Origin of the sequence: Nocardioides hankookensis (assembly GCF_042658885.1) — a bacterium.
GTDB lineage: Bacteria > Actinomycetota > Actinomycetes > Propionibacteriales > Nocardioidaceae > Nocardioides > Nocardioides hankookensis.
The window spans coordinates 203,570-217,953 of sequence record NZ_JBHSRJ010000001.1 but is presented as its reverse complement, the minus strand read 5'-3'; the positions used below and the strand labels follow the sequence as shown (position 1 = coordinate 217,953).

Annotated in this window: 13 protein-coding genes; 4 read left to right on the top strand and 9 right to left on the bottom strand. The window is 72.1% G+C overall.

Annotated features, from left to right (window positions below; translation table 11 throughout):
• Position 1: 1 nt before the first annotated feature.
• The 3 genes from rsmG (at position 2) to ACFPYL_RS00970 (ending at position 2,834) form a co-directional block, all read left to right on the top strand.
• On the top strand, positions 2-745 hold the full coding sequence (gene rsmG / locus ACFPYL_RS00980; RefSeq protein WP_379149446.1) for a 16S rRNA (guanine(527)-N(7))-methyltransferase RsmG: 744 nt from the start codon (positions 2-4) through the stop codon (positions 743-745).
• A 293-nt stretch (positions 746-1,038) separates the two neighbouring features.
• Positions 1,039-1,869 (top strand): ParA family protein, encoded by an 831-nt coding sequence (locus ACFPYL_RS00975; protein WP_379149444.1) that lies wholly within the window; start codon positions 1,039-1,041, stop codon positions 1,867-1,869.
• Positions 1,866-2,834, top strand: a complete 969-nt coding sequence (locus ACFPYL_RS00970) for a ParB/RepB/Spo0J family partition protein (protein WP_379149442.1) — start codon at positions 1,866-1,868, stop codon at positions 2,832-2,834. The genes ACFPYL_RS00975 and ACFPYL_RS00970 overlap by 4 nt, the downstream gene beginning before the upstream one ends.
• Before the next feature lie 47 nt (positions 2,835-2,881).
• Here ACFPYL_RS00970 and ACFPYL_RS00965 read toward each other — a convergent pair whose 3' ends face one another.
• Together ACFPYL_RS00965 and ACFPYL_RS00960 are read right to left on the bottom strand one after the other, a co-directional pair.
• Positions 2,882-3,646, bottom strand: coding sequence for a lysophospholipid acyltransferase family protein (locus ACFPYL_RS00965; RefSeq protein ID WP_379149440.1), 765 nt, complete (start codon positions 3,644-3,646; stop codon positions 2,882-2,884).
• A 13-nt stretch (positions 3,647-3,659) separates the two neighbouring features.
• Positions 3,660-4,874, bottom strand: coding sequence for a pyridoxal phosphate-dependent aminotransferase (locus tag ACFPYL_RS00960; protein ID WP_379149438.1), 1,215 nt, complete (start codon positions 4,872-4,874; stop codon positions 3,660-3,662).
• Between the two features lie 61 nt (positions 4,875-4,935).
• Here ACFPYL_RS00960 and ACFPYL_RS00955 point away from each other — a divergent pair, with 61 nt between their 5' ends.
• The gene (locus ACFPYL_RS00955; protein WP_379149436.1) at positions 4,936-5,577 is read left to right on the top strand and encodes a GNAT family N-acetyltransferase; all 642 of its coding nucleotides are present in this window, start codon (positions 4,936-4,938) and stop codon (positions 5,575-5,577) included.
• Positions 5,578-5,582: 5 nt separating this feature from the next.
• Here ACFPYL_RS00955 and trxA read toward each other — a convergent pair whose 3' ends face one another.
• From trxA to ACFPYL_RS00920, 7 genes are all read right to left on the bottom strand, one after another.
• The gene (gene trxA, locus ACFPYL_RS00950; RefSeq protein WP_345521479.1) at positions 5,583-5,909 is read right to left on the bottom strand and encodes a thioredoxin; all 327 of its coding nucleotides are present in this window, start codon (positions 5,907-5,909) and stop codon (positions 5,583-5,585) included.
• Between the two features lie 87 nt (positions 5,910-5,996).
• Complete coding sequence (gene trxB, locus ACFPYL_RS00945; protein ID WP_379149433.1) at positions 5,997-6,992, bottom strand: thioredoxin-disulfide reductase; 996 nt, start codon at positions 6,990-6,992, stop codon at positions 5,997-5,999.
• A 91-nt stretch (positions 6,993-7,083) separates the two neighbouring features.
• Positions 7,084-7,758: a hypothetical protein gene (locus tag ACFPYL_RS00940; RefSeq protein ID WP_379149431.1), complete on the bottom strand. Its 675-nt coding sequence runs from the start codon at positions 7,756-7,758 to the stop codon at positions 7,084-7,086.
• 54 nt (positions 7,759-7,812) lie between these two features.
• Positions 7,813-8,514, bottom strand: a complete 702-nt coding sequence (gene sigM / locus ACFPYL_RS00935; RefSeq protein WP_379149429.1) for an RNA polymerase sigma factor SigM — start codon at positions 8,512-8,514, stop codon at positions 7,813-7,815.
• Positions 8,511-10,394: a protein kinase family protein gene (locus ACFPYL_RS00930; protein ID WP_379149427.1), complete on the bottom strand. Its 1,884-nt coding sequence runs from the start codon at positions 10,392-10,394 to the stop codon at positions 8,511-8,513. Before ACFPYL_RS00930 ends, sigM begins: the two co-directional genes overlap by 4 nt.
• A gap of 70 nt (positions 10,395-10,464) precedes the next feature.
• Positions 10,465-12,162, bottom strand: coding sequence for a murein biosynthesis integral membrane protein MurJ (murJ, locus tag ACFPYL_RS00925; RefSeq protein ID WP_379149425.1), 1,698 nt, complete (start codon positions 12,160-12,162; stop codon positions 10,465-10,467).
• A gap of 7 nt (positions 12,163-12,169) precedes the next feature.
• On the bottom strand, positions 12,170-14,326 hold the full coding sequence (locus tag ACFPYL_RS00920) for a DUF6049 family protein (RefSeq protein ID WP_379149423.1): 2,157 nt from the start codon (positions 14,324-14,326) through the stop codon (positions 12,170-12,172).
• Positions 14,327-14,384 lie beyond the last annotated feature (58 nt).

Below are 14,384 nucleotides of genomic sequence, written 5' to 3'. Positions count from 1 at the left end.
GATGGACCCCGACGTTTCACGTGAAACGCCCTCCACGCCCGAGGTGGCGCGGAGGGCGTTTCCGTCCGACCGTCTGCCCGTCGCGGAGCGGTACGCCGAGCTCCTCGCGAGCGACGGGGTGGTGCGCGGCCTGATCGGGCCGCGCGAGGCCCCGCGCCTGTGGGACCGGCACCTGGTGAACTGCGCGCTCCTCGGTGAGCTGCTGCCGGACGGTGCGAGCGTCTGCGACATCGGTTCGGGCGCCGGCCTGCCCGGCCTGGTGCTGGCGATCGCACGGCCGGACCTGACGATCACCCTCGTCGAACCGCTGCTGCGGCGCACCACCTTCCTGGAGGAGGCCGTAGGCGCTCTGCAGCTGAGCAACGTCGAGGTGCATCGCGCTCGGGCTGATGCCCTGCACGGTGTGCGGACGTTCGACGTGGTGACGTCGCGGGCGGTCGCCCCCCTGGGCCGGCTGCTCGACTGGTCGATGCCCCTGGTGGCACCGACCGGTGCGCTGGTGGCGATGAAGGGCAGCTCGATTGGGGACGAGATCGAGGGCGCCCGCGCCGACCTGCAGCGGTGGGGCTGCGCCGAGCCGGAGGTGCACGTACTGGGTGAGGACTGGCCGGTGTCGCCCACGGTGGCCGTCCGGGTGGCCTGGTCGGACCCGGGCCGGGTATCTTGGCCGCTTGCGTCGAGTCCGGCTGCGCGAGGCACCGCTGGTCGCGGTCGGTCGACAGGAAAGCGGAGGCGGAAGTCGTGACGGAGAGCGCCGATCCCGGGGCCCAGGACTCCACGAGAGCAGAGTTTTCCACCGGGTCGGGGACCCTTGGTGAGCGGGATTATCCACAGTCCTCACCCAGTTCTCCACAGGGTGACCAGGTTTCGCCGCACGCCGATGTTTCACGTGAAACCGGCACCGACGCCCCCGGTCAGCCGTTCCGGGTCCGGACCGCGGAGGACATCGCGGTCGCGGCACCGACCTTCGACGACGACCACGCGACGCCCCTGGCCCGGGCCGCCGAGCACATCGTGCTGGCCCGCCAGGGCGCCCGGATGCGGCCCCCTCTGACGCGTCCCAGCAAGACCCGGATCTTCGTGGTGGCGAACCAGAAGGGTGGGGTCGGCAAGACGACCTCGACCGTGAACGTCGCCGCCGCCCTGGCTCAGCTGGGCCAGCGCGTCCTGGTGATCGACCTGGATCCGCAGGGGAACGCCTCCACCGCCCTCGGTGTCGAGCACCGCCGGGGTGTGCCCTCGACGTACGACGCCCTCGTCGACGGCGAGCCGCTCATCGACGTGATGACCCAGTCCCCCGAGGTCGACAACCTCTGGGCCGTGCCGGCCACCATCGACCTCGCCGGCGCCGAGATCGAGCTCGTGTCGGTGGTCGCCCGTGAGAGCCGACTGCGCAAGGCCGTGCACGGTCACCCCTGGGTGGGCACCGCGGACGAGGCCGGCGAGGACCGGTTCGACTACGTCCTCATCGACTGCCCGCCGTCCCTGGGCCTGCTCACCCTCAACGCCCTGGTGGCCGGGGACGAGATGCTGATCCCGATCCAGGCCGAGTACTACGCGCTCGAGGGGCTCGGTCAGCTGCTCGAGACGGTCGAGATGGTGCGCGCGCACCTCAACCAGGGGCTCGAGGTGTCGACGATCCTGGTCACGATGTACGACGCCCGCACCCGCCTCGCGTCGGGCGTCGCCGAGGAGGTGCGCGAGCACTTCGGCGACCAGGTGCTCAAGACCAGCATCCCGCGGTCCGTCCGCGTCTCGGAGGCCCCGTCCTACGGGCAGACCGTGATGACCTACGATCCGGGTTCGCCGGGTGCGCTCTCCTACCTCGAGGCCGCACGTGAGATCGCCATCCAGGGAGCCAGCAGATGAGTGCGAACCGTCCTCCGCAGCGTCGAGGACTGGGCCGCGGCCTGGGTTCGCTGATCCCGACGGGTCCACCGGCCGACGAGCCCGGCGCCGACGCCACCAGCTCGGAGGCCGAGGACCGCGGGCAGCTCGACGTGGCCGGCCTGGCGCCCGTTGCGGGCGCCTACTTCGCGGAGATCCCGGTCGGGCAGATCCAGCCCAACCGGGTGCAGCCGCGGCAGGTCTTCGACGAGGAGGCGATGGCCGAGCTGGTGCACTCGATCAAGGAGATCGGGGTGCTCCAGCCCGTCGTCGTACGACGGCTCGCGCCGGAGGAGTACGAGCTCGTGATGGGGGAGCGGCGCTGGCGGGCCTCCCAGGAGGCCGGCCTGGAGCTGGTGCCGGCCATCGTCCGGGAGACCGACGACGTCGACATGCTCCGGGATGCGCTCCTGGAGAACCTGCACCGTTCGCAGCTGAACCCCCTCGAGGAGGCAGCTGCCTACGCGCAGATGCTCGACGACTTCGGCTGCACGCACGAGGAGCTGGCCAGCCGGATCGGTCGCTCCCGGCCGCAGATCAGCAACACCCTCCGTCTGCTCAAGCTGACCCCGGCCGTGCAGCGCCGGGTCGCCGCCGGCGTGCTGTCAGCCGGGCACGCCCGCTCGCTGCTGGCCATCGAGGACCCCGAGGTCCAGGACCGGCTCGCGGCTCGGGTGATCGCCGAGGGCATCAGCGTCCGTGCCCTCGAGGAGATCGTCGCCATGCGCGACGTCGACCAGGCGACCCCGCGGGTGGTGCGCAAGAAGCCGGTGGCGCCCGGGCTCGTGGACCTCGCCGAGCGGCTCTCCGACCGGTTCGAGACCCGGGTGAAGGTCGACCTCGGGCGCAGCAAGGGCAAGATCACCGTGGAGTTCGGCTCGATCGACGACCTGCAGCGCATCGTCGACATCATGGATCCGCGCAACCGTGCCGACCGCCCGATCTAGCGACGAACCGCTTCAGCCATAAGTCACTGAAGCAATAAGCCAACAAGTCACTTTGTCGACTTGTTGGCCTTTCGCTCGGCTCGTCGGCGCCGCTCCTCCTCGTCGAGGCGCAGTGCCTCCTCGGGCGTCGGCGCGCTCCCGCCGTACGACGCGGGCAGCCACCAGGAGCCGGGCGGCTGCTCGTCGGCGGGGTAGTCGCGGATGGTGCGGTCCAGCAGCTCGGTCATGGCGGCGCGCAGCGCGGCGGTCTCGGCGACCGGGTCCGCGCCCGTGGGGTGCAGCGGGGCACCGACGCTGATCGAGATCGTCTTGCCGCGGGAGAAGTCGCGCGGGTGGTCCTTGGTCATCATCCGCTGGGTGCCCCACATCGTCACCGGGACGAGCGGGACCCCGGCCTCGGCCGCAATACGGACAGCACCAGTCTTGAACTCCTTGAGCTCCATGGACCGGGAGATGGTGGCTTCGGGGAAGATGCCGACCGCCTCACCCTGGCGCAGGAAGTCGACGGCGGTCCGGAAGGACGCCTCCCCGGCGCCGCGGTCGACCTCGATGTGGTGCAGCGAACGCATCAGCGGCCCGACCAGCTTGTGGTCGAACAGCTCGCGCTTGGCCATGAACCGGACCAGCCGGCCCGACGGGTTGGCCGCGAGGCCGCCGTAGATGAAGTCGACGTAGCCGATGTGGTTGCACGCGAGCAGCACGCCGCCCGAGGTCGGGACGTGCTCGGTCCCCGACATCTGGAAGCGCTGGCCGAGCAACCGGAACGAGGTCTTCGCGGCGACGATGATCGGGGGGTAGGTGATGTCGCGCATGACGCTCCTCGGCTCAGCGGCGGGTCTCGAGGAAGTCGGCGATCCGGCCGATCGCCTCCTCGAGGACGTGCAGGTCGGGAAGGGTCACCAACCGGAAGTGGTCGGGACGGGGCCAGTTGAAGCCGGTCCCGTGCGTCACCAGGATCTTCTTGGCGCGCAGCAGCTCGATGACGAACGCCTCGTCGTCCTCGATCGGGTAGACCTCGGGGTCGAGCCGCGGGAAGCAGTAGAGCGAGCCCTGCGGCTCCACGTTGCTGACGCCGGGGATCTCGTTCAGCAGCCGGCTGGCGGTCTTGCTCTGCTCGTAGAAGCGCCCACCGGGGACGATCAGCTCCTCGATCGACTGGTAGCCGCCGAGCGCGGTCTGGATCGCGTGCTGGGCCGGCACGTTGGCGCACATCCGCATGTTGGCCATCAGGGTCAGGCCCTCGAGGAAGTCCTCCGCGAGCTCCTTGGGGCCGGAGATCATCAGCCAGCCGGCCCGGTAGCCGCACACCCGGTAGGCCTTGGAGAGCCCGCTGAACGTCAGGCAGAGCACGTCGTTGCCGGCGTACGTCGCGGCGTGGTGGTGCACGGCGTCGTCGAAGATGATCTTCTCGTAGATCTCGTCGGTGAAGACGACCAGGTCGTGGCGCCGGGCGATGTCGACGAGGCCCTTGACGACCTCCGCGCTGTAGACGGCACCCGTGGGGTTGTTGGGGTTGATGATCACGAGGCCGTGCGTGTTCTCGGTGATCTTGGCCTCGATGTCGGCGAGGTCGGGGTTCCAGTCGTTGTCCTCGTCGCACTCGTAGTGCACCGCCGTACCACCGGCGAGGGTGACCGCGCCGGTCCACAGCGGGTAGTCGGGCGCCGGGATCAGGATCTCGTTGCCGTCGTCGAGGAAGGCCTGGAGCACCATCGAGATGAGCTCGGAGACGCCGTTGCCGATGAAGACGTCGTCGACGTTGACGTCGCGCAGGCCGCGCGCCTGGTAGTACTGCGCGACGGCCGTGCGGGCCGGGTAGATGCCCTGGCTGTCGCTGTAGCCCTGGGAGTCGGGCAGGTGGTGCACGATGTCGGCCACGATCGCCTCGGGGGCGTCGAAGCCGAACGGTGCGGTGTTGCCGATGTTCAGCTTCAGGATGTGGTGGCCCTCGGCCTCCAGGCGCTGTGCCTCGAGCAGGATCGGACCCCGCACGTCGTAGCGGACGTTCTGCAGCTTGCGGCTCTGTCGGATCTTGCGCACCCCGCCATCCTGACAGGCCGGTGCCTACGATGGTCTCGGGGTTTCATCCGTCGGAGGTGTGATGTCGCGCAAGGTCGTCCGGCTGACGCTCGATCATCTCGAGCAGTTCGACGCGCCCTGCCGCTCCTGCCTCTTCTGGGAGCTCGACCCCGTACGCCGCGACCGGGTCGCCGACGCCTGCCCCGAGAAGGACGCCTGGGTCTCGGAAGTCCTGCGGGAATGGGGGTCCTGCGGCCGCGTGGTGCTGGTCGACGACGTCCCGGCGGCGTACGCCGTCTACGCGCCGGAGGCGTTCGTGCCCGGCGCTGCGGCCTTCCCGACGGCGCCGGTGTCGGCCGACGCGGTGCTGCTGACGACCGTGCACGTCGAGCCGGCGTACCGCGGCGGGGGACTCGGGCGGATGCTCGTGCAGGGGATGGCGCGCGACCTGATCGAACGCGGCGACGCGGGCGCGATCGAGGCCTTCGGCGACCCGGCCGGCCGCGGCGGACGCTGCCTGCTGCCGGTGGAGTTCCTGGGCAGCGTCGGCTTCAAGACCTACCGACCGCATCCCTTGGCGCCGCGGATGCGGATGGAGCTGCGCTCCGCCGTGAGCTGGCGTGACGAGTTCGAGTCGGCGTTCGGCCGGGTCCTCGGCGCGATGCGCCCGAAATCAGCACGAGGCCCGGCGCCGAAAGCGACGCGGGCCTCGCGAGAGAGCTGATCGGGTCAGGCAATGAACTCCGAGAGCTCGTCGAGCAGCTTCGCCTTGGGGCGGGCGCCGACGATGCTCTTCACGACCTCGCCGCCCTGGTAGACGTTGATGGTCGGGATGCCGGTGACCCGGTACGACGACGGCGTGACCGGGTTCTCGTCCACGTTCATCTTGAAGAAGGTGACCTTGTCACCGTGGGCGGTCGCGATCTCGTCGAGGATCGGGGCGACCTGGCGGCACGGGCCGCACCACTCCGCCCAGAAGTCCACGAGGACCGGCTTGTCGGACTTGAGGACCTGCGCCTCGAACTCGGCGTCGGTCACGGCACTGATGTTGCCCACGGATTGATTCCCTTCTAGGTGAACACAGAGGTCTGATCACACTCAACACCACGGTGGGGCCCGATGTTCCCCGCCGCTCCGCAGCGATCAGGCGCCTGCGACGAGCTCCGCGTCCGCGCGGTCCTGGGCGTCCTGCGGTGAGGACGCGACGTGGTCCAGCTCGGCCAGGTAACGCTCGGCGTCGAGGGCCGCTGCGCAGCCGGTGCCGGCGGCCGTGATGGCCTGTCGGTAGTGGTGGTCGACCAGGTCACCGGCCGCGAACACACCCGGCAGGTTGGTCCCCGTGGACGGGTGCTCCACGAGCACGTAGCCGTTGTCGTCGAGGTCGACCTGGCCGGGCAGCAGCTCCGAGCGCGGGTCGTGGCCGATGGCGATGAAGAGGCCGGTCGCGGGCAGGTTGCTGGTCGCGCCCGTGACGGTGTCCTCGAGGGTCAGCGACTCGAGACGGTCGGCACCGTTGATCTCCTGGACCTTGGAGTTCCAGATGATCTCGAGCTTCGGGTCGGCGAACGCGCGCTCCTGCATGATCTTCGAGGCGCGCAGCTCGTCGCGGCGCACGATCAGGGAGACCTTGGAGCCGAAGCGGGTGAGGAAGGTCGCCTCCTCGATGGCGGAGTCGCCGCCGCCGACCACGGCGATGTGCTGGTCGCGGAAGAAGAAGCCGTCGCAGGTCGCGCACCACGAGACGCCGCGGCCGGAGAGCTCGTCCTCGCGCGGCAGCTCGAGCTTCTTGTAGCCCGAACCCATCGCGAGGATCACGGCGCGGGCCTGGTAGGTGTCGGTCGCGGTCTTCACGATCTTCACGTCGCCGGTCAGGTCGACCTCGACGACGTCGTCGGCGACCAGCTCGGCACCGAAGCGCTCGGCCTGGGCCCGCATCTCGTCCATCAGGGCCGGACCCATGATGCCGTCGCGGAAGCCGGGGAAGTTCTCGACCTCGGTGGTGTTCATCAGCGCACCGCCGGCCGTCACCGAGCCCTCGAAGACGAGCGGGTTCAGGTTGGCGCGGGCGGTGTAGAGCCCGGCGGTGTAGCCGGACGGGCCGGAGCCGATGACGATGACGTCACGAACGGTGTCGGACATGGAGTGTGGGTCTCCTCGGGACGAGTGGGTCTGCGACCAGTAGAACCGATCGTAGGCGAGGAAACTTCCCGGGTCCGGGGCGGACCGGGACTCAGCCCGCAGGGACGGTGGTCGAGCGGGTGGGCGTGGTCTCGCCGCAGAGGAAGAGGTCCGCGTCGCGGGAGCCTCCCGAGGGCCGTCGGAGCACCAGGACGCCGGGCTGCCCGTCGTACCGGACGGCGATGCGCAGCCCCCGCCCCCACGCGGGGTCGTTGCACCAGCCAGCCGGAGCGTCGAGGCTGGAGTAGCTGTTCAGGCCGCCGTCGACCTGGTCCTGGGCGCGCTCGGCGAGCGCCGCGAGCTCCGGGCCGGCGCCCAGCCGGTCGAGCTTGCTGTCGAAGTCCTCCGACGTCAGCCGGAGAACCCGGCCGTCAGCCGCGGCGCTGGGTGCGGCGGCCTCCCCGCCGGCGTCGTCGCGCTCCTGGAGCGCGGACGAATCGGCGCTGCCGGAGTCGGCGTCGCCCGAAGCGCCGAGGTCGACCCGGCTGATCCCGACGCCGACGACCACGACGGCCGCGGCGGCGACGAGCACGTTGCGGGCGACATGTCGTCGCCGGCGGGCCGCCAGGTCGACGACGGGGCCCGTCTCCGTCGCCTCCGCGCCGAGGTCGGCGAGCACCCCGTCGAGCCGGGCGGCCACGTCGTCGGGCAGCGGCTGGTCGTGGCGTGCGTCGGCGAGGAGCCGGCGTACCTGCTGCTCCTCGGGGGTCAGGTCGGGGTCGGACACAGGTGTTCACCTCCTCGGCGGTGGGAGTGGGGGTCGTGGGTCGTGGGTCGTGGGTCAACGATCCACGACGGGTGGTGGGCCGCGCGGTGCGTCCGTGGGTTCGACGGGCGACGGTGGGAGCGGGTTCCGTGCGGGCGTGTCGTGCGGGTCACGCTCGGCGGGGTCCAGGAGCGGCGCGAGCAGCTCGGCCAGCCGGGCCCGACCGCGCGAGCAGCGCGACTTCACGGTCCCGACGGCGCAGTCAAGGACCTGCGCGGCCTCCGCGACCGGGTAGCCCTCCATGTCGACCAGCACCAGCGCCGCGCGCTGCTCGTCGGGCAGGGTCCGGAGCGCGTCGAGGACCAGCGTGCGTCGCTCCGTGCGAGCGGCGTGGTCGGCGGGGTCGGTCGTCTCGTCGGTGGCGGAGCGGAGGGATCCGCGGTCGCCGTCGTCCAGGTCGTCGGGCAGCGCGTCGGTACGGCGTACCTTGGCGGCCCGCAGGCGGTCGAGGCACGCGTTGACGACGACCCGGTGCAGCCAGGTGGTGACCGCCGCGTCGCCCCGGAACGTGCCCGCACGTCGGTACGCCGCGACCATGCCGTCCTGGAGACCGTCCGCCGCGTCCTCGCGGTTGCCCGTCGTGCGCAGCGCGACCGCCCAGAGCCGGTCGCGGTGCCGCGCGAACAGCAACCCGAACGCGTCCCGGTCGCCGGCGACGTGGGCGGCGAGCAGCTCCGCGTCGGTGGGCCCGTCGTCGGACCCGTCGACGGCGCTCATCCGCGCACCGTCACCTCGGCGACCTCGCCGCGGAAGTCGGAACCGACCGTGGGCACCGAGGTCAGCCAGACCACGAGGTAGCGGCCCTGCACCGGCTGGTCCAGCGTGATGGGCTGGGTGCCGGTCACGGTCGCGGTCGCCGCCGGGGTGAGCCCGTCGACCGAGGTGGGTGCGGTGTCGGCGAGGTAGAGCGAGACCCCGGTGGCACCGCCGCCCACCGTGACGTCGACCGACGACACGTCCTGCACCGAGTCGAGGTCGAGCAGCAGGCCCACGCCCGACTTGAGCCCGCCGGGCCCGAAGTTCTGCTTGTAGTCCATGGTGTGCCACGACGTGGCCGGGTCGCCGTCGACGGCCAGCGGGGCGAGCTCGGGGTACTCCTCGGGCGGGTCGCCCTCGGGGTCGAAGTCGGTCGCGCGGACGCCGGTGATGGGTCCGGCGGACGCGGAGGTCGAGGGCTTGCCGGTCGCCGCCGGCGTGGTGGGGTCGCTGTCGTCCGGCACCGCGCCGAGCGGCGTACGACCGCGACCGAGGTTGTAGGCGACGACCACGGCGACCAGCAGCAGCACGGCGACCGCGATCACGGCGGCGAGGCGCAGCCAGCTCCGGCCCGGCACCTCCTCGTCCGGCCCGTCGGTCGCCGGGATCGTCCCGGTGCCGGTGTCCCAGGGCCAGAAACCGCCGCGACCGGCCACCGCCGCGGCCGCGACCGGCGGGGCCGGCTCGGGGGAGGGAGCGGGGCGGGCGCCGGGCCGCGGCGTGCGGGCGGGTGCGCCGCTCGCCGGTGCGGGCGCGAAGAGCGGGCGCTCCGGGGGTTCCTCGAACGGCGGCGGGGGCGGGGCCGCCTCGCCGGGCGCGTCCAGCCAGGACACGTCGTCGGTCTCGTCGTCGAAGATCGGGAGCCCGGCCTGGGTCGGCAGCTCGACGGGTTCCGGCTCCGGCTCCGGCTCGGGCTCCGGCTCCGGTTCCGGCTCGGGCGGCGGAGGAGGCGGCGGTGGTGCCGGCGCGGCGTCCCGCACGGGCGGGTCGGGGATCGCCGGGAGCACCACGATCTCGGTGTCCTCCCGGTGCCCGGCGGCGGCCTCGGCCTCGACCAGCCCGGCCGGGTCGCCGACGAAGACGGAGAGGTAGTCGGCGATGCCCTGGGCCGACGCGACGTCGTGGACCTCGCGGAGCCGGGCGCCGGCCGGCCCGGAGTAGGGGTTGACCACCTCGTCGCACAGGGTGTCCAGCGGGCGCGGGATGCCGGCGCGGACCTGCCGCGGCCGCAGCACGCGTCCCTGCTCGAGCGGGGCGTCGACCAGGGCGGAGGAGGAGACGCCGGGCCACTTGCCGGTCAGGGCGCTGTAGAGGAGGCCGCCGAGGTCGGCGACGTCGGTCGAGACCCGGCCGGGGGGCAGCCCGTGCATGGCCGCGTCCACGGCGTACCCGATCAGGCGTACGGCGCCGGTGCTGTCGACGAGGACGTTCTCGGGGATCAGCCGCCCGTGGCAGACGCCGAGCTCGTGTCCTGCGGCGACCGCGCCGGCGACCTCGGAGACCAGCCAGGCGGCGCGACGCGGACCCAGGGGACCGGACGCGAGCATGATGTCGAGCGAGTCGCCCGAGCCCCACTCGTTGATGACGTAGCAGAGGCCGTCGGCCTTGTCGGCGTCCAGCACCCGCAGCAGCCGCCGGTCGTGGATGGTGGCGGAACGGCGGGCGGCCTCGAGGAGCGCCGCGGCCCGCTCGTCGTCCTCGGCGATGACGTGGAGGGCGACGTGGCGCTCGAGGACCCGGTCGTGGGCTCGCCAGAACCGGCCGCCCCCGCTCTCGGTGAGCAGGTCGACCAGTCGGTACCGGTCGGCGAGCACGTCGCCCGGCCGGATCGAGCTCGGCACTCAGCTCCCCTCGTCGGATTCACGGGACTTGACCGTCGCTCCGGTGGCCCAGGGCCATCGTAGGGCGCCGTCAGTGCCTTCGTGGGAGGGGCAGCCGGCGGGCTAGTGTGTCGATGATCGAGGTGAGCTCGGTGAGCCGGAGCGTGCGGGCGGTGCCCACCAGCACCAGGCCGCCCGCGAGGCCGGCGACGACCAGCGTCAGCGCGGCCGCGACCCAGCTGCCGCTGTCGAGCACCTCGTGGAGGAGGTACGACGAGCCGCCCGCCGCCGCGACGGCCAGCCCGGTCGCGACCGCAAGCCGCAGCAGGAAGCGGAGCAGGGTCGCGGTCTCCAGGCCGCCGACCCGCCGGGCGAGCATCGCGTAGGAGAGCGTCGCGCCGGCGGCGTACGCAGCGGCGTACGCGAGCACCAGGGCGGAGGCCGTGCCGAGCTCGTCGACGCCGTGCACCAGCGCGATGGCGGCGACGATGTTGACGACCGCCACGACGCACTGGATCCAGAAGACCTGCGCGTTGCGCTCGAGGGCGTAGAAGCCGCGGAGCACCAGGTAGTGGATGGTGAAGAAGACCAGTCCGATGCCGAACAGCGCGAGCGGCGGCGCGAAGAGGTCGTAGTCGTCACGCCCCGCGCCGTACCCCCAGAGCAGGTGGGCCGAGTCGGTCGCGACCACCGGCAGCAGCGCGGCGAACGGGATGACGAGCGCCAGCGCGCTGCGCATCGTCGACGACAGGGAGCGCGACATCGCCCCGAGGTCGCCGTCGGCGGCGCGCGCCGCGAGCCTCGGTAGGATCGCGGTCGCCAGCGAGACGGTGATGATCGAGTGCGGGACCATGATGATCAGGAACGTCATCGAGTAGACGGTGTAGCCCGTCGCGCTGCCCGCGCTCGCGCCGTCGCAGGCGATCGCCGAGGTGCCGCTCGACGCCAGCCGGACCACGACCGTGTAGGCGACCTGGTTGACGATCACGAAGAGGACCGTCCAGACGCCGAGCTGGAACGTCCGGGCCAGGCCGGTGCCGATGAAGTCGAAGCGGGGCCGGTAGTGGAAGCCGGTCGCGCGCAGGTAGGGCACCAGGATCAGGAACTGCGCGGCGATGCCGGCGGTCGCACCCAGCCCGAGGAGCAGCTCCTGCCCGGGGGTGAAGGCACCGAAGAGCTCCAGGCCGCTGGCCGGGCCGAAGACGACCAGGTAGATCACCAGCACGACGACGGAGATCGCGTTGTTGGCGATCGGCGCCCACATCATCGGGCCGAACCTGCCGCGGGCGTTGAGCACCTGCCCGATCAGCACGTACATCCCGTAGAAGAAGACCTGCGGCAGGCACAGCCGGGCGAAGTCGATGATCGAGTCGCGCTGGTCGCGCAGGCAGTCGCGTCCGAACGCCGGGTCCAGGAAGACCGACATCACCCACGGTGCGGCGACGACGAGCAGCACGGTGACGAGCCCGAGGAAGAGCCCGGCCAGGGTGATGATCCGGTTGGCGTAGGCGTCGCCGCCGTCGGGGTCCTGCTTCATGGTCCGCACCAGCTGGGGCACGAGCACGGCGTTGACCACGCCGCCCGCCAGCAGGATGTAGAGCATGTTCGGGATCGTGTTGGCGATGTTGAACAGGTCGGCGTGCAGCGAGCCGCCGAGCGCTGCGACCAGCAGGGCCGAGCGGATGAAGCCGCTGGCGCGGGAGAAGACGGTGCCGACCGCCATCACGGCGCTGTTGGCGAGGACGCGCTCGCGCTCGTCCTCGGGCCGCTCGTCGTCGAACGCGCTCACGACCTGATCACGACCTGGCCGCGGCACGGATCCGGCGGAAGAGCCGGACCAGGATGGTGCCGAAGAGCAGGGCCACGCCGGTGCCGAGGATCAGCCAGATCACGCTGCTCACCCGGTTGGACCGGATCGGCAGCGAGTCCGACGACCCGAGGGGGGTGCCGTCGGTGTCGGTCAGCAGCAGGGTGGCGTTGCGGACCCCGGCCGCGCGAGAGGAGGCGTTGAGCAGGATGCTGGTCCGGCTGCCGGGCCCGATCTGTATGTCGGCGTCGGGCACCGAGATGCGCAGCAGTGGGTCGGTGACGGCCGAGAGCCGTACGGTGACCGGCTCGTCGAGCGTGTTCGTGAGGGTCGCCGAGAAGCGGCCGCTGCCGCTCGAGAGGATGACCGCCTTCGGTGCGGTCACCTCGACGGCGCCCAGCCGCTGGTCGATCCAGAAGCGCGAGCGCGCCGCCGACGTACGGCTCACGACGGGCAGGCGGCGGTTGCCGTAGGAGAGGTCGGTCATCGCCTCGTCGCTGACCACGCCGCCGACCTGGTCGTTGAGCGTCAGCAGGTTCTGGAGCGTGTCGCCCGCCCGGGTCAGGGCCGATGCCGAGGAGAAGTCGATGGCCTCCAGCTCCCCGTTGCTCTGCGCCTCCGGGTAGACCAGCCGGTCGGGGTCGACGGAGCGGCCGCCCTGGGCGGAGATCGCGTTGACCGTCGTCAGGTGCAGCCAGGGGAGGTCGAGCCCGTCGAAGAAGCCGGCGCTGGAGGACGGCGCCCACGCCGTCGGCAGCATCACGACGAGGGGCGGCTGGTCGCGGCTGAGCAGCCGGAGCGCCGCCTCGCTGACGATCCGCTGCCGGACGTTGACGAGCGACATCGGGTCGTCGGGGCCGGGGCCGCCCGTTGCCGCCTCCGACGAGGCCACGACCAGCGTGTGACCGTCTGCGTCCGCCACGGACGGGGCTCGGCCGCGGAACATCTTGTCGTCGACGACGACCTGGGTGCCCGGCTCGGTCATCTCGATCGCGGCCGGGGACAGGTAGCCGGAGGGTGCGGCGACGGCGGGGGAGACCGGCAGTCCCCAGGGTGCGAGCTCGCTGCCGGTGCGGTCGCGCGCGTCGGCGTACGTCGCGGGGCTGTGGGTGGCCGCGGCGGAGACGTCGAGGTCGCCGTACGGCAGGCCGAGGATCTCGCTGCCCTCGAGCCCGGTGTGCAGCCGGTCGAGCCACTCCGAGCCGGCTACGGTGGCCGCCGCGAGGTCGGCATCCTCCGGCTCGTCGTCGCTGCTGCCGTCGTCGGCCGACGCGCCGGGCTCCTCGCTCGGCTCCTCCGACGGGTCGGCGGACGGGCTCGCGGACTCCTCGTCGTCCGGTGCGTCGGGGTCGATGGTCGGGGCGAGGGACCGGGCCGGGTTGCCGTTGGTGATCGCGCTGACGGCGTCGGTGACCGCCGGGTCGACCAGCCACGTCAGCGGGCGGTCGCCCGCGGCGATGCCGAGCTCGGTGAGCGCGCGGAGGCGCCCGCCGTCCGAGAGCGCCCGCGTCCAGTCGGACAGGTCGGAGATCCGGCCGTCCGGGTCGTGGCGCACGACGTGGCGGATCGGCAGCACCAGGGCGGTGTCGACGGTCTTCGTGGTGCTGGCCGGCACGAGCGGCAGGAACGTGCGGGCCCGGCCGTCGGCGCCGTCCACCCGACCCTCGTCGGAGGTGCCCAGCGCGTGCACGCCGAACCAGTAGACGCCGGGCGCGCTGGCCTCGATGCGACGCCGGGGCACGGAGAACGAGTACTGCACGGTGTCGCCGGGCGCGAGCTCGTCGATCGTGCGGTAGGGACCGGGTTCGGTGATCCGCTGGCCGACGTCCGCGTCCGGGTCGGTGTCGGCCTCCTCGGCGAGCTCGGCCGTGCTGGTGATCGGGTCCGAGGAGATGAACGGGTAGAGGTTGATGTCCGTCCAGGTCTGGTCGTCCACGTTGGTGACGAATCCGCTCACCCGGATCGGGCCGGTCTTGGGCAGCGCGGACGGGGTCAGCTTGTCGATGGTGATCGCGAGCGGTCCCTCGGCGGCTGCGTGATGTCGGGCCGTGGCGTGCGCCTCGGCCGCGGGGGCGCCGACCGGCGCCAGCAGCACGGCCGCGAACGCCGTCGCCACGAGGGCAGACAACAGCGACGGGCGTGGCACGGGCCGACTCTACTGGCCGCTCCTGTGCGAATCGGGCCCCCGGGCCCGCAGCGCCTAG

Excerpts from the sequence above, each read along its gene's own strand:
- ACFPYL_RS00955 (WP_379149436.1), top strand. The coding sequence starts at position 4,936 with ATGTCGCGCAAGGTCGTCCGGCTGACGCTCGATCATCTCGAGCAGTTC.
- ACFPYL_RS00970 (WP_379149442.1), top strand. The coding sequence starts at position 1,866 with ATGAGTGCGAACCGTCCTCCGCAGCGTCGAGGACTGGGCCGCGGCCTG.
- sigM (WP_379149429.1), bottom strand. The coding sequence starts at position 8,514 with ATGAGCGCCGTCGACGGGTCCGACGACGGGCCCACCGACGCGGAGCTG.
- rsmG (WP_379149446.1), top strand. The coding sequence starts at position 2 with ATGGACCCCGACGTTTCACGTGAAACGCCCTCCACGCCCGAGGTGGCG.
- ACFPYL_RS00975 (WP_379149444.1), top strand. The coding sequence starts at position 1,039 with ATGCGGCCCCCTCTGACGCGTCCCAGCAAGACCCGGATCTTCGTGGTG.
- ACFPYL_RS00965 (WP_379149440.1), bottom strand. The coding sequence starts at position 3,646 with ATGCGCGACATCACCTACCCCCCGATCATCGTCGCCGCGAAGACCTCG.
- trxB (WP_379149433.1), bottom strand. The coding sequence starts at position 6,992 with ATGTCCGACACCGTTCGTGACGTCATCGTCATCGGCTCCGGCCCGTCC.